Raw genomic sequence first — 20238 nt, 5'->3', positions numbered from 1 at the left:
TTGACAAACAAAAATAAACACAGCTAAAGTCAATGAAACCAACTTCGTGACCAACATCACTCACCGTCGAGGAGCCATTCGTGTTCGCCGAAGAACGTCAACTCTTGATCGCCGCACTCGTGGCAACCCAGGGCCGGGTCACCGTCACCGACCTCGCCACGCGATTCGCCATCACCGCCGAGACCGTACGCCGCGACCTCGACACCCTCGAAGCCGCCCGCCAGCTGCGGCGCGTGCACGGCGGCGCGGTCGCCATCGACCGCCTGAGCCTGTCCGAACCGAGCCTCGACGAACGCCAGACCCAGCACCTCGACGAGAAGTCGCGCATCGCCGACGCCGCCATGCGCATGATTCCGGCCAGTCGCACCGGTTCGATCCTGCTCGACGCCGGCAGCACCACGGAGCTTCTCGCCGACCGCCTGGCCAGCTTCACTCCGGCTGTCAGCGGCGACCAACTTCTGGTGATCACCAACGCGGTGCCGATCGCCGGCAAACTCTCCAGCAACGAGACAATCCAGCTGCACATTCTCGGGGGCCGCGTGCGCGGGCTGACCAGCGCCATCGTCGGCGCCGGAACCGTCGCGCAGCTCGGGTTGCTGCGCCCCGACATCGCCTTCATCGGCACCAACGGCATCAGCGCCACCTTCGGACTCAGCACCCCCGACTCGGTCGAAGCGGCCGTCAAAGCGGCCATCGTCACCTCAGCCAGGCGCGTCGTCGTGCTCGCCGATTCCAGCAAGCTCGACCAGGAGACCCTCGTCTGTTTCGCCGCCCTCGCGGCCATCGATACCCTGATAACGGATGCCCCGCCATCCGCTGATCTGGCCGCAGCCCTCGCCGCGGCCGACGTCGACGTGGTGATCGCATGATCGTCACCCTGACCCCCAACCCGAGCCTCGACCGCACCATCGAGCTGGCCGGCCCGATCGAACGCGGCGAGGTGCAGCGGGCCGTGGCCGCCCACAGCGAACCCGGCGGCAAGGGCGTCAACATCTGCCGCGCCCTCGAAGCGAGCGGCATTTCAAGCCTCGCCATTTTGCCCGGTGACGCCGACGATCCGGTGCTGCTCGCCCTCACCAGCCAGTCAATTCCACACCTCGGCCTGCCGATCGGCGCGCCCCTCCGCAGCAATGTCGCGATCACAGAACCCGACGGCACCACGACCAAGCTCAACGAACCCGGCCCCGTACTGAGCCTCGCCCAGCAGGATGCCCTGGTGGAACTCGTTCTGGAACAGTCGGTCGGCGCGAGCTGGCTGGTGCTGGCCGGATCGGTACCCCCCGGCGTGCCCGACGACTTCTACGCGCGCATCATCGGCGAGCTGCGCACCCGACTCGGTAGCCAGGCGCCGAAAGTCGCCGTGGATTCCTCCGGCGGCCCGCTCGCCGCGGCAGCTCTGGCCCACCCCGACCTGCTCAAGCCCAACGGTGAGGAACTCGCCGAGCTGAGCGGCCTCTTCGACGGCGACACGCTCGAAGCAAACCCCGATCTCGTCGTCGACGCAGCTCGCGTTCTCATCGCCGGTGGTGTCGGCGCCGTGCTCGCCACCCTCGGAGCGAAGGGCGCCGTGCTCGTCACTGCCGCCGAAAGCTGGCTCGCCACGACTCCCCCAATGCTCGCCGTGAGCACGGTCGGTGCCGGCGACTCGGCCCTGGCCGGCTACCTGCTGCAGAGCAACCTCGGCGCGAGTGCCCCCGATTGCCTGCGCCAAGCCGCCGCCCACGGCGCTGCCGCCGCCTCCCTGCCCGGTTCCACTGTTCCCGCCCTGCACCAAACCAACCCCAGCGCCGTCACCGTGACGGACCTTGCCCCAGTCCTGGCCTCCGAGCCGGTCCTGGCCACACATCCAAAGGAGGATGACCAGTGAGTGCACTGATTACCCCGGAGCTTGTTGCTCTGGACACCTATCTCGGTACCGAGCCGAAAGACGTCATTCGGCACCTGGCCGAGCTCGTCGTCGGCGCCGGCCGAGCCACCGAGATCGAATCTCTCTACGCGGATGCCCTGGCCCGCGAAGCGAAGACCGCCACCGGCATCCCGGGCGGGCTCGCCATTCCGCACTGCCGTTCCACGGCCGTGCTGGAGCCCACCCTGGCACTGGCCCGCCTGTCGACGCCGGTCGACTTCGGTTCCAAGGACGGCCCGGCCGACCTCGTCTTTCTCATTGCGGCGCCGGACGGCGCCGACCAGGAGCACCTGAAGATTCTGGCCAAGCTGGCCCGGTCGCTCATGAAGAACGACTTCACCGCGGCCCTGCGGGACGCGTCGACCGCGCAGCAGATCGTCGAACTCGTGGGCAACGTCGTCGCCCCGGTGCCGGTTGCTGCCGGCGCCCCCGCCGGCAGTGCCGAAAACGCGAACGCCGGCACCGGCCCCGCACGGTCCGGCATGAAGCGCATTGTCGCCGTCACGGCCTGCCCAACCGGCATCGCCCACACCTACATGGCCGCCGACTCCCTCGTGGCCGCCGCCAAGGCCGTCGGAGTCGACCTGCAGGTTGAGACCCAGGGCTCGGCCGGACTCACCCCGCTCGACCCCACCGTCATCGCAGCGGCCGACGCCGTCATCTTCGCCGTCGACGTCGACGTGCGTGGCCGGGAACGCTTCGCCGGACTGCCCGTCATCAATGCCCCGGTCAAGCGCGGAATCGACGAACCCGGACGATTGATCGAGGAAGCCCTGGCCGCCGCGCTCAACCCGAACACCCGTCGCGTCAGCGGCACCGTTGACCTCGGGGGCTCGTCAGAGGAGAAGAGTGAGCACCTGGGCCAGAAGCTCAAGCGAGCCCTGCTCACCGGTGTCAGCTACATGATTCCGTTCGTCGCCGGCGGAGGCCTGCTGATCGCCCTCGGCTTCGCCCTCGGCGGCTTCGAGATCACCAAGGTCGCCGATGCAGTCGTGCTGAACAACAGCCTGTTCAACCTTCCCGACGGGGGCCTGAACATCTATCTGGGAGCGGTCTTCTTCAAGATCGGCGCCCTGTCGATGGGCTTCCTGGTTCCCGCCCTGGCCGGCTACATCTCCTTCGCCATCGCCGATCGCCCCGGCATCGCTCCCGGCTTCGTCGCCGGTGCCGTGGCCGGATTCATGGGTGCCGGGTTCCTCGGCGGCATCGTCGGCGGACTGCTCGCCGGTGTCGTCGCTGTGAACATCGCCAAAATCAACGTTCCACGCTGGCTGCGCAGCCTTATGCCCGTCGTCATCATTCCGCTGATCGCGTCGATCGTCGCCTCCGGGTTGATGTTCATCGTGCTCGGCGGTCCGATCGCCCTGCTGACCGTGGGACTGAGCGACTGGCTGAACGGCATGACCGGGGCATCCGCTGTGATTCTCGGTGTCATTCTCGGCCTCATGATGGCCTTCGACCTCGGCGGCCCGGTCAACAAGGTGGCCTACGCCTTCGCCGTCGCCGGCCTCGGCGCAGCCACCCTCGCCAACCAGGCACCGTGGCAGATCATGGCCGCGGTCATGGCCGCCGGCATGGTGCCGCCGCTCGCGATGGCCCTGGCCACCGTGGTCGACCGCAAGCTGTTCAGCCTCGCTGAGCGGGAGAACGGCAAGGCGGCCTGGCTTCTCGGGCTCTCTTTCATCTCCGAGGGTGCCATTCCGTTCGCCGCCGCCGACGTCTTCCGCGTAATTCCGGCCAGCATGCTCGGCGCCGCCGTCACCGGTGGACTGTCGATGGCCTGGAACATCACGAGCAAGGCACCGCACGGAGGCGTCTTCGTGTTCTTTGCGATCGACAACTTCTGGTTGTTCCTGCTCGCAATCGCGATCGGTACTGTTGTATCAGCGTTTGCCGTTGTCGGACTCAAGCGCTACGCCGTGCGGAAGCGTCCGGTTGACGCTCCGGAAGCCGTGCTCGTCAACGCCTGATCCGGTGCCGGCGCCGCGCGAACCAGCGCAGCCAAAACGACACGCGCGACCGCAGTTCCGCAATACAGTGACGCCAGCCGAATGCTGGGATGAAGGAATCGAGGATGATCGTGCAGACGCTTTCAGGCAGTGCCGGTGCAGGCCAGGCACCGGCAGACCAGGCCGAGACCGGCCGCACCTTCTCCGGAGTCGGAGTCAGCCCCGGACGCATCATCGGTTCCATCCTGCTGATGCCCAAAGCGGTTCGTGAACCCGCAGTCGGCGAGCAGCTGGTTGCGGGAACAAGCGCGGAAGACGCATCCGCTCTGCTGCGCACCGCGGCGAAAGCCGTGCAGACCAACCTCACGGCCCGCTCGTCCTCGGCTTCGGGCACCGGCCGGGAGGTGCTGGAAGCCACAGCACTAATGGCGAACGACCCGATGCTGGTGAAGGCCGCGGTGAAGCTCATCAACAACGGCGCCTCGGCGGAACGCGCAATCTGGGACGCCGCCGCGTCGGTGGCCGAGATGCTGCACAATCTCGGCGGCTACATGGCCGAGCGAGCGACCGACGTCCTCGATGTGCGGGGGCGTATCGTCGCCGAGCTGCGCGGCGTTCCCGCGCCCGGAATTCCCTATTCGGACACTCCGTTCGTTCTGGTCGGCGAGGACCTCGCGCCGGCCGACACCGCCACCCTCGACCCGGCGAAAGTCATGGCCCTCGTCACCTCGAGCGGCGGGCCCCAGTCGCACACGGCCATCATTGCTCGCGCCCTCGGGCTGCCGGCCGTGGTCGCCGCAGTGGGGGTCGACTCTCTCACTGACGGCACCCTGGTCTTCGTCGACGGAGCCGCCGGCACGGTCCTGGTCGACCCCGGCGGCGACGAGGTCGCGCTCGCCAAGGCGTGGGAGACAACCACCGCCGCCCTCGCCGTGTTCGACGGGACCGGGCGAATGAAGGACGGCCACCTGGTTCCGCTGCTCTCCAATGTCGGTGGCGCAAAGGATGCGGTCAAGGCCGCGGCAGCCGGTGCCCAGGGCGTCGGGCTGCTGCGCACCGAGTTCTGCTTTCTGGAACGCGACACCGAGCCCACCATCGCCGAACAGGTTGAGGCCTATCGCGGCGTGTTCGACGCTTTTCCGGGCAAGAAGGTGGTCGTGCGCACGCTTGATGCCGGCGCCGACAAACCACTGCCGTTTCTGACCGATGCCTCCGAGCCCAACCCGGCCCTCGGCGTGCGCGGCTACCGCACCGATTTTACTTCGCCCGGCGTGCTCGAACGCCAGCTGCAGGCCATCGCGCAGGCCACCGAGGGCACCGAAGCCCAGGTCTGGGTGATGGCGCCGATGATCTCCACCGCCGAGGAAGCCGAACATTTCGCCAGCCTCTGTGCCGCAGCTGGCCTGAAAACGCCCGGCGTCATGGTCGAGGTCCCCTCCGCTGCCCTGACCTCCGCGAGCATTCTCGAACACGTCGATTTCGTCAGCCTCGGCACCAACGACCTCACCCAGTACGCCATGGCGGCCGACCGCCAGCTCGGCCCGCTCGCGGGCCTCAACACCCCGTGGCAGCCCGCCGTGCTCCAGCTGATTCGGCTGACCGTGGCCGGATCGCGCGACGAGGGCCACAACAAACCCGTCGGTGTCTGCGGCGAGGCCGCTGCCGACCCCGCCCTCGCGGTCGTATTGGTCGGCCTTGGCGTCACGACGCTGTCGATGACCGCACGGGCTCTCTCCGCCGTCGCCGCTGTGCTCGCCAGCGTGACGCTCCCCGAGGCCGAGCAGCTGGCCAAACTGGCTCTGACAGCGCATTCGGCAGCGGATGCCCGTCGCATCGTTCGCGAGAAACTACCCATACTTAACACGCTGGGGCTCTAACCCGCCACACCCGTTTCACCGTACTTTTCACGCGCCTACCCCTGGAGGATCCCATGTCTGAACGAACCGCCGTCATCGCCAGCCGCGTCGGCCTGCACGCTCGCCCGGCCGGAATTTTCGTCGCCGCTGTGGGCGAGCTGCCCCTCGAAGTGACCATCGCCATGGCCGGCGAACCGGCCGACGACGCCATGGACGCCTCGAGCATCCTCTCGATCATGAGCCTCGGCGCCTCCAACGGCGACACCGTCGTGCTGCGGGCCGAGGGTGAGGGCGCCGAGGAGGCTCTCGACTCACTCGTGAAGATTCTCGAGACCGACCTCGACGCCGAATAATGCCCGTTCCCGTTTTACCCAAAATCCTTTACGCCACACAGCTAGGTAAATAGGCTAGGTAAATCTCGAGGTTCTCTTCCTCCTGACCGGTGCACTTGCCGGAACCTGCACCATTCTCTGTGCGAGCGAAAAGGAACTTACCGTGACCGAACGACAGACATACCTGGGCAATGTCGAGAACTCCGCTGACTCCGAGGAGCGCACCATCAAGGACTGGACCGATCTCGGCCAGGAAATGTGGTCCTATCTCACGGGCAAGGGTGCAGCGATCAACTACAGCTTCATCGATATGGTCGTCGAGGTTCCCCGCGATATCGGTCCCGACGCTCCGCGAGCCGTGTGGAAGTTCAACGGCACCCTGCGTGTAACGACGAGCGACCAGAAATCCGTCGGCTCCGATCCCTTCCGCGGCTAATCATGGGCTCCTCCGCGAGCGTGCCCCCGGCCTCGAACATCGATCTGCACATCGATCTCGCCTTCTCGCTGGAGGAGCCATCGGCCCGGCCCGATGGCTCCTCCGACGGTTCGACCGGCGACACTTTTGGAGCCGCCGACACCATGCAAGGCACGATCACTGCAGACGGCAGAGATGTGACCATCTACACGAGCAACCCGGAAATGTTCGTGCAGGGCCGGGCACTCAACCTGGAACCGTTGCGCGCACTGGCCGGCGAGTTGGCGAATCGTGGATTGACGGTGTCCGTCACCGGCCCCGTCGGGCTCATCGCCCGACTGGGCGACGTACAGGCATCCGTCACGCAACGTCTGGTGACGCGGTCACCGCACATCGTTCTCGGGTCGAGAAATGCACTCGGACCGCTGGTGCAGGCCCGCATGCGCGGGCAGGCCCGCATGCCGGTGGCGATTCCGCTTCCACCGTCGACCGTGTTTCCGCTCGCGCCGACCTTCGACCGGCGCAGCCGCCGCCGGGTCACGACGACGCACTACACGCCGGGAAGCGGGCGCCCGCGCCTCATTTTCGTCGTGGGGTCGAAGAATTGGAACGGACAGATGCCCCGAGAGTTCAACCTGCTTCCGGGCACGACGACTATCGGTTCGTCGGCCGACGCGGACCTGCAACTGCCCGGCCTGAAACCCCTGCACGCCGAGATTCGCCACGATGACAACGACGAGTACCGCCTGTTTGCGATCGGTGAGGTCGGGGGCAGTTCCCGGCCGGCCGAAGACGGCCGCAGCATCGGCAACGGACAGATTCTGCGCACCGGTTCGCGGCTTGAAATGGGCCCGTGGCGGATGGGCTATTTTCGGGAAGAGTTCGCCGATCACGGCCGCCCGTTCGGCGGGCGCGTCGGCGGCGAACTGGCCTTCCAGAAACCACAGCCGCCCCGGCCGCGCAGCTGACCGGCCCGGTGGGTGCCGCACCTCTGTGCGGCACCCACAGGGCTAGGAAGTTACGACGTGAAGAGACCGGTCCAGACCGCGCGTGATCCCGATTCTCCGATGAGCGCCACGGTCACCACAGCTCCGATCGCGCTGACCAGAACGGCCAGGTCGAGAATGATGGTGGCTACTAGACGTCCCCTGCGGCTCGGCACAGCGGATGCGAAACGCCCGCCGGCACCGACAAAATAGCGATACCAGACCCACTGCACGACGGCCACGAGGAACAGGGCGATCACCCACGGCAGCATGGTGCGACCGAGCGCAGTGTGGGTTCCGAGCAGCGGGGTGACGTTGACGAGGCGGGATTGCAGCCACTCTCCCGCCTGCACCGCCAGGGGGACCAGCGCGAGCGCGGCGAGGGCCACGAGCGGCGTCACGATACCCAGCCGCCGCCGAACGGCCGGCCAGAATGCAGTGAGCAGCGTGCACAGTGCCGCCAGCGGAACCACGATCACGACGGCGTGCACGATGAGGACGTGCAGCGGCAATCCGTTGAATTCCCAATCAAAGTTCATGGTGCGTCTCTCCCGATGTCGAGTTCGCGCCGCGCCGCGCAGGTTGTGCTCGACCGGCCGGAGACCTCCGGCCTGAGCGGGCACTTAGTGCGCCTGATCATTGCACAAATCGAGCTGATTCGACGTAAATGAGTCGAAGTGGCGAGCCGTCGGCATGCTCACCCGCTATCTGGTCACGCCGTAATCAGCGGTGGGCGGGGTGCCGACCGGCACCCCGCCCACACTCGTGCGAGGGTAGACGGGTGACCTATACCGCTGCGAACACCTTCACCACCCGTCCGACCCTGCAGGGAACATTTGGCATGACCGCCTCGACGCACTGGCTCGCGACGGCCTGCGCCCAGGCCGTGCTCGAACGCGGCGGCAACGCCTTCGACGCGGCCGTGGCCGGCGCCTTCGTGCTACACATCGTCGAACCCCATCTCAACGGTCCGGGCGGCGACATGACCGGCGTCTTCGTCACCGCCAGCGAACCGGATGCCCCCCGCATCTTGATGGGGCAGGGCCCGGCCCCAAAGAACGCCACCATCGAGCACTACCGGTCGGAAGGCCTCGACCTGGTTCCCGGGTCTGGTGTGCTCGCCGCGGCCGTTCCCGGCGCGGTCGACGCCTGGCTCGTGCTGCTGCGCGATTACGGCACCTGGGAGCTGTCTGACGTGCTCGCGTTCGCCCTCGGGTACGCGCGCGACGGGCATCCGATTCTGGGACGGGTCGTCGCCACGATCACCTCCGTCGCGACGCTGTTCACCGAGCACTGGCCCACCTCGGCAGCGCAGTGGATGCCGGATGGTCGCCTTCCACAGGCCGGCGACCTCGTGACCAATGCGGCCTGGGCGCGAAGCCTCGACCGTCTGCTCGCGGCCAGCGCGGACGCGGCCGTCGCGACCCGCGAGGGGCGCATCGACGCGGCCAGGCAGGAATGGCGGGAGGGGTTCGTGGCCCGGGCCATCGTCAACTTCGGGCACACGCCGCACCGCCATTCCTCGGGAACCGACCACGCCGGTGTTATGACCCTGGCGGATCTGGCCGGCTTCGAAGCGAGCATCGAAGAGGCCGTGACCGTCGAGTTTCGGGGTTACACGATCGCCAAGACCGGCGCCTGGGGCCAGGGACCGGCGCTGCTGGCGACCCTGATGATTCTGGACGGCTTCAGCGACGAGTACCTCGACCCCTCGACCGCGCTGGGCGCGCACACGATTCTCGAGACCCAGAAACTTAGCATCGCCGATCGGGAGGCCTACTACGGCGATGCCGCGGTGCCCACTAACTCTGTGCCGCTCGGATACCTGCTCTCGGCCGACTACGCGGCCACCCGGCGGGCACTCATCACGGATACCGCCTCGCACGAGTTTCGCCCGGGCATCGTTCCCGGCCACGCCCCGTACTACCCGGTACTGCGCACCGACTACACAACGGAGGCGCTGTTAGATCAGGGTGCGGGGTCATCCGCTGGGGTGGGCGAACCGACGGTGGCCGCGCCGGCCAGCGCTGCACCATCTCGCACCGTGGCCGAGCCCGAAACGCTCTCGACCGGCGAACTGCGCGGTGACACCTGCCACATCGACGTCGTCGACCGCTGGGGCAACATGGTCTCGGCGACGCCGTCGGGTGGCTGGCTGCAATCGTCGCCGACGATTCCCGAGTTGGGGTTCTGCCTCGGCTCCCGGCTGCAGATGACCTGGCTCGAGCCGGGCGCACCCTCGGCACTGACCGGCGGCAAGCGGCCGCGCACGACCCTCACGCCGACGCTCGTGCTGAAGGACGGGCAGGCGGTGACGGCGCTCGGCTCCCCCGGCGGCGACCAGCAGGACCAGTGGCAGTTGCTGTACCTGCTGCGCACGATCGTCGGCGGCTACACCCCGCAGCAGGCGATCGATGCGCCCGCGTTTCACAGCACCTCGTTTCCGGGTTCGTTCTGGCCGCGCACCTGGGAGCCCGGCGGCGCCGTGGTGGAGGATCGGCTGGGCGATGCGGTAATCACCGAGCTGGAACAGCGTGGCCACCGCATTACCCGCGCCGGCGACTGGGCACTCGGCCGCATCTCGGCGGTCACTCGGGAGCCGCAGACCGGGCTGCTGCAGGCGGCGGCTAACCCGCGCGGGGCTCAGGGCTACGCGGCCGGTCGCTGACTCCGCGGCAAAATACCACCCTTCCGGGTTTTCTGCTGTCCCCACGAGTGGGGAGGACATTGACCTGTCTATCCCCACTAGATTGGAGCTATCGAACCGATTACCCGAGTCGGCGATGGAACGGACAATCGTGAAAATGTTGCAGACAGAGTGCCCAGAATGCCAGCAAATGGTATGGATCACGTCGGATACCCGGTTCGCGACCTATCACTCGTTGGCCAACTCCACCACGGATTGCCCCGGCTCCCGCATGAACGTTCCGGTACCCCCCAAACAGACTGCTGCGAGCCGTCGGCGCGCGCAGGCCGAGCTGCTCGCCTGGACCCACGCCACGAGCGCGGTCGGCGCCGGCAAACACCAGGCCGCCTGACCCGTTGCTCCCCGGGATCGACATCGACTCACCCGACCAATCGATGCCTTCCCCGTTCCGGTTCGCGAGAGCGGGAAATTCGTTGCCTAAGCACTCCTGAAGCAACAATTTTTCCGCTCTCGCGCGTTGTGGCGGCGCGGGGTTGGGGTAGCGCTGGTGGGCGGCATCCGCTTCGCGCAATTCGTGGTCGATACCCACAGCCTGCGATCTTCAACTGTTCGACCTCCCATCCGGGTGGGTCACTGTTCGTAAATTCACTGTCAGTGACTTTTCTTGCTCACGAATGACCACGTGGATTTGTCGGGATGTCTCCTAGATGTTTCCAAAGAGTTAAAACAGCGCGGCGGGGTGCACCCGGACGGGGGCGGCCCGCGATGCCTGCGGTTGCAACGGATGCATAACAAACCGACCGACCGGGAACGGCTGGCTGCCCGGTGGGGGTAGACTCCTTTTTCCATTTTTATCAGCCTCTTCTCAGGCCGTCCCCCGTACGGTTATAAACGGAGTTCCCCCACTCCAACGATTGGCCCCGGTATATTTCTCACCTCCCCCCAGGCGAGAAGTGCCGGGGCTTTTTCGTGATCTCGGCCCGGCCAGATGCCGATGGCGCGTAACGTTCGGCGCCGCACTCCGCGATGGGCCTAGCGTGGTGGAATGAGCCTTCGCACCGAACCGACGCCCACCACGAGCCCGGCACCGCGGCCCGACAAACACGACCCGACCACGCTGGGCTTCCAGACCCAGTCGGTGCATGCCGGCAACGAGATCGACGCCGGGTCGGGCGCGCTGCGCACGCCGATCGTCATGGCCAACTCGTATGCCCTGCCGGAGGACCCGTCGACGCTGAGCTGGTCGGGCGCGACCCCCGGTCTCTACACCCGCAACACCGGCACTAACCAGCAGGGCCTGCAGCAGAAGCTCGCCGTGCTCGAAGGCGGCGAGGACGCGGTGACGCTGGCCAGCGGGGTCGCGGCGCTGCACGCCGTGTTCTTCACCCTGCTGAAGAGCGGCGACCACGTCGTCGTCGCCAACGTGACCTATGAGGCCTCCTATCGACTGTTCACGGAGCTGTTGCCGGAGAAGTACGGGATCGAGGCCACCTTCGTCGACGCGACGGACCTGGCGGCGGTGCGCGGCGCCATCCGCTCGTCGACGCGGTTGATTCACATTGAGACGGTCGGCAACCCCACGACCGCGGTAACGGATGTCGCGGCCGTCGCGACGATCGCGCACGAGGCCGGCGCGCTGCTCTCCATAGACAACACGTTCACGCCACCACCGCTGTTTCGCCCGATCGCGCACGGAGCTGACCTGGTCGTGCACTCGCTGACCAAGTACATCAATGGGCACGGCGATGCGATGGGCGGCGCGGTGATCGGCGGGGCAGCGCTGATCCGCCGGATCAAGCTCGACGCGATGGTCGATGTCGGCGGTGTGATCAGCCCGTTCAACGCCTGGCTGATCATGCGCGGCTCGGTCACCCTGCCGCTGCGCATTCGGCAGCACTGCGAGTCGGCGCTGGCCATCGCCCGCCTTCTGGAGGCCGACCCGCGGGTGGCGTTCGTGGCCTACCCGGGTTTGGCGTCGCATCCGCAGCACGCCGTCGCGCTGCGACAGCTGTCGCACGGGTTCGGCGGGGTGCTCGCCTTCGCGGTCGCCGGCGACAAGGCCACGCAGAACCGGTTCGTCGCGAACCTGCGCGTGATCACCTCGGCCGTGTCACTCGGCCACGACGAGTCCCTCATCGTGCACGTCGACAATTCCGGGCCGCGCGTCGCGGCCTACCCGGCCGCGTTTCGCGAGTTCGGGCACCTGCGCTTCTCGGTGGGCCTCGAGGACACCGCTGATCTGGTGGCGGATCTCGTGGCGGCGCTCGATGCTACGTTCTCGGCTGCTGCCTAAGGCGTGCGAGGTGCTGCGGCTTGCTTCGGCGGTGCGAACTTAGGCGGCGAGCGCGTTCGTGACCCGCGCCCGGGCGTCGTGCTGGGCGGCGAGGCCGGCCAGGAGCAGCGCCAGCTGGTCGACCGGGGCATCGGGCGCCTCGGGGTGCCACTGCACACCGGTGATCGGCGCGGTCTCGTGTTCGAGGGCTTCGATCAGGCCGTCGGGAGCGTGCGCGGCAGCAACGAGGCCGGAACCGAGGCGGTCGACGATCTGGTGGTGGGCACTCTGCACCGAGATGTCGACGCGGCCGAGGCTCGCGGCGAGGGTGCTGTCATTGCTGAGCATGACGTCGTGGGTGGAGAGGATCTGGTCGATCGGCACGCCGATGTTTTTGTGGATGCCGTCGTCGATGTGCTGCACCAGGTTGCCGCCGAGGGCGACGTTGATGATCTGCAGGCCACGGCAGATGCCGAGCAGCGGGGTGCCGAGCGCGAGGGCGCGCTGCACGAGAGCGATCTGCCCCTCGTCGGCGGCGGCGAAGTGCGCTGTCTCGCCCTCATAGCCGGTGGAGCCGCCGTAGAGGTTGGGGGTGACGTCTTCGCCGCCGACGATGACGAGGGCGTCGGCATCCGCTGTGAGGCGAAGCAGGGCGGCGGGCGTGACGTCGGCCGCAGCGACCCGCGTGACGGTCCAGCCGGCTTTGTCGGCCTCGGTGACGACGCGGGCATTGAGCACCTGCACCTTGGCGTGATACGCGGGGCGGTCGGGACGCGCGGTGGTGACCTCGACGACGGCGAGCATCCGGTTCGTGAATTCTTGGTTCATGGCGCGGCTCCCGTCGTGTCGTGTTGTTTCCATTGTGGGCGAGGCGCGCGTGGCACGCGAGCGCCCCTGTAACACGAGGCAACATCGCTCCCGGTTCGGATTTTCGACGGTTCCCAGACTCGTGTCTGCCGGTCACCCTAAACTTTGCAACAGGCACGCACGTTCCTGGCGAGACCTCGCCCAGGGTCACTCCTTTGAAAGGACCTCCGAATGACCAAGCAGTCCATCTTCGGCCGTATTGCCCAGCTCGCGAAGGCGAACATCAACTCGATCCTCGACTCGGCGGAAGACCCCGCGAAAATGCTCGACCAGATGGTGCGCGACTTCTCCAGCAGCATCTCCGACGCCGAAAGCGCCATCGCCGAGACCATTGGCAACCTGCGACTGCTCGAAGACGACCACCGCGAAGATCAGGAAGCTGCCGTGGAGTGGGGCGACAAGGCCCTCGCGGCCAGCCGCAAGGCCGACGACCTGCGCCTCGTCGGCAACGCCGCCGACGCCGACAAGTTCGACAACCTTGCCAAGGTCGCGCTCGGCCGCCAGCTCCGCGACGAGAAGGAGGCGCGGGCCGCCGAACCGCAGATCCAGTCGCAGACGGCCATCGTCAACCAGCTCAAGACCGGCCTGAACGCCATGAAAGAGAAGCTGGTGCAGCTCACCAACAAGCGCGCCGAGCTGATCGCCCGGTCGAAGACCGCCCAGGCGCAGGCTCAGGTGATGGACGCCGTCAAGAGCATCGATATGATGGACCCCACCAGCGAGGTCAACCGGTTCGAAGACAAGATCCGCCGCGAAGAAGCCCGTGTGCGCGGTGCCCAGGAGCTCGCAGCGTCGAGCCTCGATGCCCAGTTCGAAAGCCTCGATGACCTCGGCGAGCTGACCGAAGTGGATGCCCGACTAGCGGCTCTCAAGGCCGGCAACACCGCAGCCATCGAGGGCTAGTCGCTGAGTGGACAACTTTGAGTGGTTGCGAGCCCGTCACACCCACCAAAGTTGTCCACTGAGGCGTCGTTTGACGGAGGAGAAATTCGCTGCTGGCGAAGCGGATGCTTGCGGCCCCGGCGGCTGCGCCATACTGAGGTATGGCTCCCACCTTCGTTGTAGTGCCGCAGTGGCAGGGTTCGATTTCTCCGCGCGCGATGCGCCTGGTCGACGGGGCGGCGGCCATTCAGGGCGACCTGCCGTTCTCGGCCACGCGCCTGGTCGACGTGCCGGTCGAGGCCGGTGATGCGCTCGATACCGGCGTGCACCGGTTCTCCGCGATCGCGCAGGTGCGCGAGCGCCACACCAAGATTTTGAAGGACACCACCGACTGGGCTTTGTCGATCGGCGGCGACTGCGGCATCACGCTGGCCGCGGTGGAGCACGCGGCGCGCACGCATCCGAATGATCTGGCCGTGGTCTGGTTCGACGCCCACCCCGACCTGCACACGCCGGAATCCTCGCCGTCGGGCGGGTTCTGCGGCATGGTGCTGCGCGCGATCAGCGGCGAGGGGCCGACCGAACTCGACCTGCAGGCTTCGAGCACCGTGCCGCTTGAGAACGTGGTGCTGGCCGGCATTCGCGACGTCGACGACGCCGAAGACGTGCTGCTGCACGAGCGCAGCCTGGTGAGCGTGTCGTGCTCGGAGCTGGCCGACCCGGCCGCGCTCGTCGCGGCCATCGCGGCGACCGGCGCCACGCATGTCTTCGTGCACATCGACCTCGACGTACTCGACCCGTCGGCGCTCGACGGCCTGAGCGACCTGATTCCATTCGGGCTGAGCGTGGCCGATCTCGGCGGCGCGATCACCGCGCTCCGCGCCGAGTTCACCCTCGCCGGCGCGACCATCACCGGGTTCGCGCCCGCCTCGCCCGAGGCGGCGAACGACGACCTCCCGAGCATCCTGCGCATCATCGGGGCGCTCACGCGCTGAGCCCGGCTTCCCCACAAAGTCAGCGGGCACCGTTGCCGCATAACTCCTGCAATTTCTGGCCGGCTGACGGCGTATCCGTGTCTTTCCGGGCAACTCCGTGGGACCCCACACAAATTGCAGGAGTTATGCCCGGGCGCAGGACCATACAGTCCGGCCAGGACCGCAGGATTTCACACGAGTCAGAATTCACACCAGCCAATGGAGGCCCGCATGACCGACCAGCCCCGCATTCTCACCGAACGCCGCGGCCACATTCTGCTGATCGGGCTGAACCGGCCCGAGAAACGCAATGCCGCCGATTTCGCCCTGCTGCAGCAGCTGTCACTCGCCTACGGGGAGCTGGACCGCGACCCCGAACTGCGCGTCGGACTGATCTACGCGGTCGGCGAGCACTTCACCGCCGGGCTGGACCTCGCCGATATCGGCCCGAGGCTCGGCCCGAACGGACTCGACATGGTGCCGGAGGGCGGCATCAATCCGTGGCAAGTGGATGGCATTTCGGTGAGCAAACCGGTCGTCATCGCCGTGCAGGGCACCTGTCTCACCCTCGGAATCGAGCTGATGCTCGCGAGCGACATCGTGGTCGCCGCGCAATCCACGAAGTTCGGGCAGATCGAGGTGGCCCGGGGAATCCTGCCGTTCGGCGGGGCGACCATTCGGTTTCCGCGCACGGCGGGTTGGGGCAATGCCATGCGCTGGCTGCTCACTGGCGACCTGTTCGACGCCACCGAGGCCCACCGAATGGGACTCGTGCAGGAGATCGTGCCCGACGGCACCCAGGTCGACCGCGCCCTCGAGCTCGCCGACAAGATCGCCGCCCAGGCGCCCCTCGCCATCCAGGCCACCCTCGCCAACGCGCGGTTGGCAGAGCGGGAGGGGGCGGCATCCGCTGAGGCAGCGCTGCAGCCCGCCCTCGCCCGCCTGGTGCAAACCGAGGACTCCCTAATCGGCATGCAGTCCTTTCTCACCCGAACCCCCGCCATCTTCGTGGGCCGCTGACCCCTCCCTTTTGGGACGGGGCCCAGGCCCCGTCCTTGGGCCCAGTTTATAAACTGGGCCCAAGGCCAGAAGGTGGGCCCGGAGCCGCCGAGGCGACCAACTCATTCGCCAGAACCTCGGGTAGGCTACTCCAAACCCGCACACCGCCACCCCCCGTCAAGGAGATTCAATGTCGAGTCAGAGCTACGACGTCATCGTGATCGGCGGCGGCGCTGTCGGCGAGAACGTCGCCGATCGCACCGCGCAGGGCGGCCTCACCACGGTCGTCGTCGAGAGCGACCTGGTCGGGGGCGAATGCTCCTACTGGGCTTGCATGCCGTCGAAAGTGTTGCTGCGCAGCGGCGCCGCCCTCGCGGCAGCCCGCCGGGTACCCGGCGCCGCCGAGGCCGTCACCGGTACCGTCGACGTGCGCGCCGCCCTGAAACAACGCGATTCCATTGCGAGCAATTGGAAAGACGACGGCCAGGCCAAGTGGCTCGACTCCGCCGGCATTGCCCTGGTACGCGGCCACGCCCGCCTTACCGGCATCAAAGAAGTCACCGTGACGCAAGCGGATGGCGCGGTGACCGTTCTCACCGCCACCCACGCCGTCGTCATCAGCACCGGGTCAGCGGCGCTGCTGCCCGATATCCCCGGGCTGACAGACATTGACCCCTGGACCAGCCGGGACGCGACGAGCGCCCAGCAGATTCCACCCCGCCTGGCCGTGATCGGCGGCGGTGTCGTCGCCGCCGAGATGGCCGCCGCTTACGCCTCGCTCGGGTCGGCGGTGACCGTCATCGCCCGCAGCCCCCTGCTCGGCGGCCAGGAGCCGTTCGCCGGCGAACTCGTCACCGCCGCCTTGATCGAGAACGGCGTCACCGTGCTCGTCGGGCCCTCCACCACCGAGGCGCACCGCGAAGGCGGCGCTGTCACGCTCACCCTCGACGACGGCAGCACGGTGACAGCCGAGAAGGTACTCGTGGCCATCGGCCGCACGCCGCGCACCCAGGACCTCGGCCTCAACACCGTCGGCCTCAACGGCGGCGACTGGCTCGCCGTCGACGACACGCTGCTCGTGCAGGGCGACTCCCCAACGCTCGCTGGCGACTGGCTCTACGCCACCGGCGATGTCAACCACCGGGCGCTCCTCACCCACCAGGGCAAGTACCAGGCCCGCGCGGCCGGCGATGCCATCGTGACCCGCGCGGCCGGCACCCCGGTCGATAACGCACCGTGGGGCGCTCACGTGGCGACGGCCGACCACGCCGCCGTTCCTCAGGTGATCTTCACCGACCCGGAGGTGGCGTCGGTGGGACTGACCGCGGCATCCGCTGTGAAGGCGGGATATCGCATCCGCATCCTGGACTACGACCTGGCCAACCTGGGTGGCGCCGCGGTGCTCGCAGTCGGCTACGTCGGCAAGGCCCGGGCCATCGTCGACCTCGACCGGGAGGTACTGCTCGGCGTCACCTTCGTCGGGCAGGACGTCGCCGAACTGCTGCACTCGGCCACGGTCGCCATCGTTGGCGAGGTTCCGATCAACCGGCTGTGGCACGCGGTCCCGAGCTACCCCACTCTTAGCGAGGTGTGGCTGCGCCTGCTCGAGGCCTACGGTCGTCCCGGGTTCACCGAGAACGACGGGCGGAAGAATTAGGCTGAGCGGATGCGCCGCCTCCTCTTCGATTCACCGTTCAGCCGCGCCGGCTTCCTGTACGCAACCGCATTCGGGCTGGTCTGGGGCTCGATCTGGAGCACCGGGCGGGTCGAAAAACGGGCCGGACTGTTAGTGTTTCGCGGCATGCCGCCGTGGACCTTCGGACGCGGCGGCTCCTGTGTGGGCGGCTGCTACCTCACCAACCAGAACGTCACCGCGGCCGTGCTCGAGCACGAGGCCGTGCACAAACGCCAGTGGCAGCGCTTCGGCATGGTCTTTCCTCTGCTCTACGCGGTCGCCGGGCGCAATCCACTCACGAACCGCTTCGAGATCGAAGCCGGCCTGAAAAACGGCGGCTACATCCGCTAGCGCGAGCGGATGCACGAAACCGCCCGGCCTGCGAACAGGCCGGGCGGTTGTGATCAACCGAGACGTGCTACTTCGCGGCGACGTACTCCGCGTCAACGGCAGCGGCTTCGGCGAACACGGCGAGGTTCGCGCGCAGCTTGGCACCGAGGTCGGTGTCGACACTAGTCCAGTACCAGATAGCGCGCTCGGTGACCTCTGGACGGGTCACACCGCTGATGGCACCGGTGATGGTGTCAAGGAACCGGGCCTTGGCGGCGTCGTCGTAGATCTCGCGGTACAGCGTTCCGGCCTGGCCGAAGTCGCTGTCTTCACTGCGCAGGGTCGCGGCGGCGCGCAGCAGCGTACCGTCCCCCTCCCAGGCACCCTCGCCGGCAGCAGCCGGGTCGGCGACGGGGCCGCCGAGGGAGTTGGGCGCGTAGTTCGGCTGGTCGGCTGAGTTGAAGTGGTGACGCTGCGCGCCGTCCTGCGAGTAGTTGTTCACCGGGCTCTGGGGAGCGTTGATGGGCAGCTGCGCGTAGTTGGTGCCCACGCGGTAGCGCTGAGCGTCGGGGTAGGAGAAGATGCGCGCCATGAGCATCTTGTCGGGGCTCGCCGCGATTCCGGGAACGAGGTTGGCCGGAGAGAACGCCGCCTGCTCGATCTCGGCGAAGAAGTTCGCCGGGTTGCGGTTGAGGGTGTGGGTGCCCACCGGGATCAGCGGGAAGTCGGCGTGCGGCCAGACCTTGGTCACGTCGAACGGGTTGAACCGGTAGGTGTTGCCCTGCTCGTACGGCATGACCTGCACGGAGACATTCCAGGACGGGAAGTTGCCGGCGGCGATGGCGTCGGAGAGGTCGCGACGGTAGTAGTCGGCATCCGCTCCCGCGATGAGCTCAGCCTCAGAGCCTTCCATCTCCACGTTGCCCTGGTTGGATTCGAAGTGGTACTTCACCCAGAAGCGCTCGCCGGCCGCGTTGATCCACTGGTAGGTGTGCGAACCGAAGCCGGGCATCTCACGCCAGGAGCGCGGCAAGCCGCGGTCGCCCATGAGGTAGGTGACCTGGTGTGCCGACTCCGGGGAGAGGGTCCAGAAGTCCCACTGCATGGTCGCGTCGCGGAGGCCCGTGCCCGGCAGACGCTTCTGCGAGTGGATGAAGTCGGGAAACTTGATGCCGTCGCGGATGAAGAACACCGGGGTGTTGTTTCCAACGATGTCGTAGTTACCCTCGCTCGTGTAGAACTTCACCGAAAAACCGCGAACATCGCGCCAGGTGTCTGGACTGCCCTGTTCGCCAGCGACGCTGGAGAAGCGCTGCAGGGTTTCGGTCTTCGTGCCCGGCTGGAACACGGCCGCGCGGGTGTACTGGGAGACGTCGCCGGTGACGACGAACTCGCCGTGCGCTCCGCCGCCCTTGGCGTGCACGATGCGCTCCGGAATGCGCTCGCGGTTGAACTGGGCGAGCTTCTCGACCAGGTAACGGTCGTGCAGGGCGGTAACGCCGTCGGCACCGACGGTGAGGGAGTGCGCGTCGCTGGCGACGGGCGTTCCCGTCTGGTCTGTTGTGGGCTTGATAGTCATGGTGCTCCTTGATTGTGAACAGCAACGCGAGGTTGTCGGGGGAAGTTTAGGGGGCCAAAGTGTCGGCCTGGCACCGTGCGCAGAGGCCCCAGTAGATGACCTCGGCGGCGCGCACGTCGAAACCGAGCGCATCCGCTGGAGTAAGGCAGGGAGAGTGGCCGACGGCGCAGTCCACGTCGTGCACCACGCTGCAGCGGGTGCAGACGATGTGGTGGTGGTTGTCGCCCACTCGGCGTTCGAACAGCGCGGGCGAACCGGCCGGTTCGATCTTGCGCACCAGCCCGGCGGCGGTGAACGAGGCGAGCACCCCGTAGACCGCCTGCAACGACGTGCCCGGCAGGTCGGAATGTACCGCGCCGAAGAGGGCGTCGGCGTTGGAGTGCGGCTTGTCGGTAAGGGCGCGCAGCACCGCCAGCCGCGGCGCGGTCACCTTGAGACCGGCAGAACGGATGCTGTCGGCCAGCGCGGCGGCGTCGGCTGCGGCCAGGCGAAGCCCCGCGTCATCGTGGCTGGCATCGGTCAAAGGCATACTTCGACCCTAGCAGTTGTTTTGATTAATTCAAAACAAT

The 20238-nt window shown here is 67.3% G+C and carries 19 protein-coding genes; 15 read left to right on the top strand and 4 right to left on the bottom strand.

Annotated features, from left to right (window positions below):
* Positions 1-80: 80 nt before the first annotated feature.
* From CXY77_RS12575 to CXY77_RS12545, 7 genes are all read left to right on the top strand, one after another.
* Positions 81-869, top strand: a complete 789-nt coding sequence (locus CXY77_RS12575; protein WP_092340602.1) for a DeoR/GlpR family DNA-binding transcription regulator — start codon at positions 81-83, stop codon at positions 867-869.
* Positions 866-1867, top strand: a complete 1002-nt coding sequence (locus CXY77_RS12570; RefSeq protein WP_104089380.1) for a 1-phosphofructokinase family hexose kinase — start codon at positions 866-868, stop codon at positions 1865-1867. The genes CXY77_RS12575 and CXY77_RS12570 overlap by 4 nt, the downstream gene beginning before the upstream one ends.
* Entirely contained in the window at positions 1864-3876 is a 2013-nt protein-coding gene (locus CXY77_RS12565) for a fructose-specific PTS transporter subunit EIIC (RefSeq protein ID WP_104130164.1), read from the top strand. Before CXY77_RS12570 ends, CXY77_RS12565 begins: the two co-directional genes overlap by 4 nt.
* A 104-nt stretch (positions 3877-3980) precedes the next feature.
* Complete coding sequence (gene ptsP, locus CXY77_RS12560) at positions 3981-5732, top strand: phosphoenolpyruvate--protein phosphotransferase (RefSeq protein WP_092340599.1); 1752 nt, start codon at positions 3981-3983, stop codon at positions 5730-5732.
* 53 nt (positions 5733-5785) lie between these two features.
* Positions 5786-6064, top strand: coding sequence for an HPr family phosphocarrier protein (locus CXY77_RS12555; RefSeq protein WP_092340598.1), 279 nt, complete (start codon positions 5786-5788; stop codon positions 6062-6064).
* Between the two features lie 142 nt (positions 6065-6206).
* Positions 6207-6479 carry a hypothetical protein gene (locus CXY77_RS12550; RefSeq protein ID WP_369827297.1) on the top strand — a complete coding sequence of 91 codons (273 nt, stop codon included), beginning with the start codon at positions 6207-6209 and terminating at the stop codon, positions 6477-6479.
* Positions 6480-6481: 2 nt separating this feature from the next.
* Positions 6482-7426, top strand: coding sequence for an FHA domain-containing protein (locus tag CXY77_RS12545; protein WP_092340597.1), 945 nt, complete (start codon positions 6482-6484; stop codon positions 7424-7426).
* A gap of 50 nt (positions 7427-7476) precedes the next feature.
* On the opposite strand, the gene CXY77_RS12540 is transcribed toward CXY77_RS12545, so the two are convergent.
* The gene (locus tag CXY77_RS12540) at positions 7477-7983 is read right to left on the bottom strand and encodes a hypothetical protein (RefSeq protein ID WP_092340596.1); all 507 of its coding nucleotides are present in this window, start codon (positions 7981-7983) and stop codon (positions 7477-7479) included.
* 302 nt (positions 7984-8285) lie between these two features.
* On the opposite strand from CXY77_RS12540, the gene CXY77_RS12535 reads away from it, so the two are divergent.
* From CXY77_RS12535 to CXY77_RS12525, 3 genes are all read left to right on the top strand, one after another.
* Positions 8286-10112 (top strand): gamma-glutamyltransferase family protein, encoded by a 1827-nt coding sequence (locus tag CXY77_RS12535; RefSeq protein WP_104130297.1) that lies wholly within the window; start codon positions 8286-8288, stop codon positions 10110-10112.
* Between the two features lie 169 nt (positions 10113-10281).
* The gene (locus CXY77_RS12530) at positions 10282-10482 is read left to right on the top strand and encodes a hypothetical protein (RefSeq protein WP_092340595.1); all 201 of its coding nucleotides are present in this window, start codon (positions 10282-10284) and stop codon (positions 10480-10482) included.
* Positions 10483-11136: 654 nt separating this feature from the next.
* Positions 11137-12384 carry a PLP-dependent aspartate aminotransferase family protein gene (locus CXY77_RS12525; RefSeq protein WP_104130163.1) on the top strand — a complete coding sequence of 416 codons (1248 nt, stop codon included), beginning with the start codon at positions 11137-11139 and terminating at the stop codon, positions 12382-12384.
* A gap of 39 nt (positions 12385-12423) precedes the next feature.
* Here the strand turns inward: CXY77_RS12525 and CXY77_RS12520 are convergent, their stop codons facing one another.
* Positions 12424-13191: a gamma-glutamyl-gamma-aminobutyrate hydrolase family protein gene (locus CXY77_RS12520; RefSeq protein WP_104130162.1), complete on the bottom strand. Its 768-nt coding sequence runs from the start codon at positions 13189-13191 to the stop codon at positions 12424-12426.
* A 210-nt stretch (positions 13192-13401) separates the two neighbouring features.
* Between CXY77_RS12520 and CXY77_RS12515 the strand changes: the two genes are divergently transcribed.
* From CXY77_RS12515 to CXY77_RS12495, 5 genes are all read left to right on the top strand, one after another.
* Complete coding sequence (locus tag CXY77_RS12515; RefSeq protein WP_092340592.1) at positions 13402-14133, top strand: PspA/IM30 family protein; 732 nt, start codon at positions 13402-13404, stop codon at positions 14131-14133.
* 140 nt (positions 14134-14273) lie between these two features.
* Positions 14274-15107: an arginase family protein gene (locus CXY77_RS12510; RefSeq protein WP_092340591.1), complete on the top strand. Its 834-nt coding sequence runs from the start codon at positions 14274-14276 to the stop codon at positions 15105-15107.
* Positions 15108-15317: 210 nt separating this feature from the next.
* Positions 15318-16106 carry a crotonase/enoyl-CoA hydratase family protein gene (locus CXY77_RS12505; RefSeq protein ID WP_092340774.1) on the top strand — a complete coding sequence of 263 codons (789 nt, stop codon included), beginning with the start codon at positions 15318-15320 and terminating at the stop codon, positions 16104-16106.
* Between the two features lie 169 nt (positions 16107-16275).
* A complete protein-coding gene (locus tag CXY77_RS12500) occupies positions 16276-17742 on the top strand; it encodes an NAD(P)/FAD-dependent oxidoreductase (RefSeq protein ID WP_104130161.1) in 1467 nt (488 codons plus the stop codon).
* 9 nt (positions 17743-17751) lie between these two features.
* The gene (locus tag CXY77_RS12495) at positions 17752-18111 is read left to right on the top strand and encodes a Fe-S oxidoreductase (RefSeq protein WP_104130160.1); all 360 of its coding nucleotides are present in this window, start codon (positions 17752-17754) and stop codon (positions 18109-18111) included.
* A 67-nt stretch (positions 18112-18178) separates the two neighbouring features.
* Here the strand turns inward: CXY77_RS12495 and CXY77_RS12490 are convergent, their stop codons facing one another.
* The gene (locus CXY77_RS12490) at positions 18179-19669 is read right to left on the bottom strand and encodes a catalase (protein ID WP_104130159.1); all 1491 of its coding nucleotides are present in this window, start codon (positions 19667-19669) and stop codon (positions 18179-18181) included.
* Between the two features lie 46 nt (positions 19670-19715).
* The gene (locus CXY77_RS12485) at positions 19716-20198 is read right to left on the bottom strand and encodes a Fur family transcriptional regulator (RefSeq protein ID WP_104089387.1); all 483 of its coding nucleotides are present in this window, start codon (positions 20196-20198) and stop codon (positions 19716-19718) included.
* Between the last annotated feature and the right edge of the window lie 40 nt (positions 20199-20238).

It is taken from the genome of Cryobacterium sp. N21 (genome assembly GCF_002929575.1).
Taxonomy (GTDB): domain Bacteria; phylum Actinomycetota; class Actinomycetes; order Actinomycetales; family Microbacteriaceae; genus Cryobacterium; species Cryobacterium flavum.
This window is presented reverse-complemented; position numbering and strand designations above follow the sequence as displayed.

Bases quoted from the DNA above. Each gene is read 5' to 3' on its own strand.
- CXY77_RS12515 (WP_092340592.1), top strand. From the start codon at position 13,402: ATGACCAAGCAGTCCATCTTCGGCCGTATTGCCCAGCTCGCGAAGGCG.
- CXY77_RS12545 (WP_092340597.1), top strand. From the start codon at position 6,482: ATGGGCTCCTCCGCGAGCGTGCCCCCGGCCTCGAACATCGATCTGCAC.
- CXY77_RS12490 (WP_104130159.1), bottom strand. From the start codon at position 19,669: ATGACTATCAAGCCCACAACAGACCAGACGGGAACGCCCGTCGCCAGC.
- CXY77_RS12505 (WP_092340774.1), top strand. From the start codon at position 15,318: ATGACCGACCAGCCCCGCATTCTCACCGAACGCCGCGGCCACATTCTG.
- CXY77_RS12530 (WP_092340595.1), top strand. From the start codon at position 10,282: ATGGTATGGATCACGTCGGATACCCGGTTCGCGACCTATCACTCGTTG.
- CXY77_RS12555 (WP_092340598.1), top strand. From the start codon at position 5,786: ATGTCTGAACGAACCGCCGTCATCGCCAGCCGCGTCGGCCTGCACGCT.
- CXY77_RS12570 (WP_104089380.1), top strand. From the start codon at position 866: ATGATCGTCACCCTGACCCCCAACCCGAGCCTCGACCGCACCATCGAG.
- CXY77_RS12500 (WP_104130161.1), top strand. From the start codon at position 16,276: ATGTCGAGTCAGAGCTACGACGTCATCGTGATCGGCGGCGGCGCTGTC.
- CXY77_RS12520 (WP_104130162.1), bottom strand. From the start codon at position 13,191: ATGAACCAAGAATTCACGAACCGGATGCTCGCCGTCGTCGAGGTCACC.
- CXY77_RS12525 (WP_104130163.1), top strand. From the start codon at position 11,137: ATGAGCCTTCGCACCGAACCGACGCCCACCACGAGCCCGGCACCGCGG.
- CXY77_RS12485 (WP_104089387.1), bottom strand. From the start codon at position 20,198: ATGCCTTTGACCGATGCCAGCCACGATGACGCGGGGCTTCGCCTGGCC.
- ptsP (WP_092340599.1), top strand. From the start codon at position 3,981: ATGATCGTGCAGACGCTTTCAGGCAGTGCCGGTGCAGGCCAGGCACCG.
- CXY77_RS12540 (WP_092340596.1), bottom strand. From the start codon at position 7,983: ATGAACTTTGATTGGGAATTCAACGGATTGCCGCTGCACGTCCTCATC.
- CXY77_RS12535 (WP_104130297.1), top strand. From the start codon at position 8,286: ATGACCGCCTCGACGCACTGGCTCGCGACGGCCTGCGCCCAGGCCGTG.
- CXY77_RS12510 (WP_092340591.1), top strand. From the start codon at position 14,274: ATGGCTCCCACCTTCGTTGTAGTGCCGCAGTGGCAGGGTTCGATTTCT.
- CXY77_RS12495 (WP_104130160.1), top strand. From the start codon at position 17,752: ATGCGCCGCCTCCTCTTCGATTCACCGTTCAGCCGCGCCGGCTTCCTG.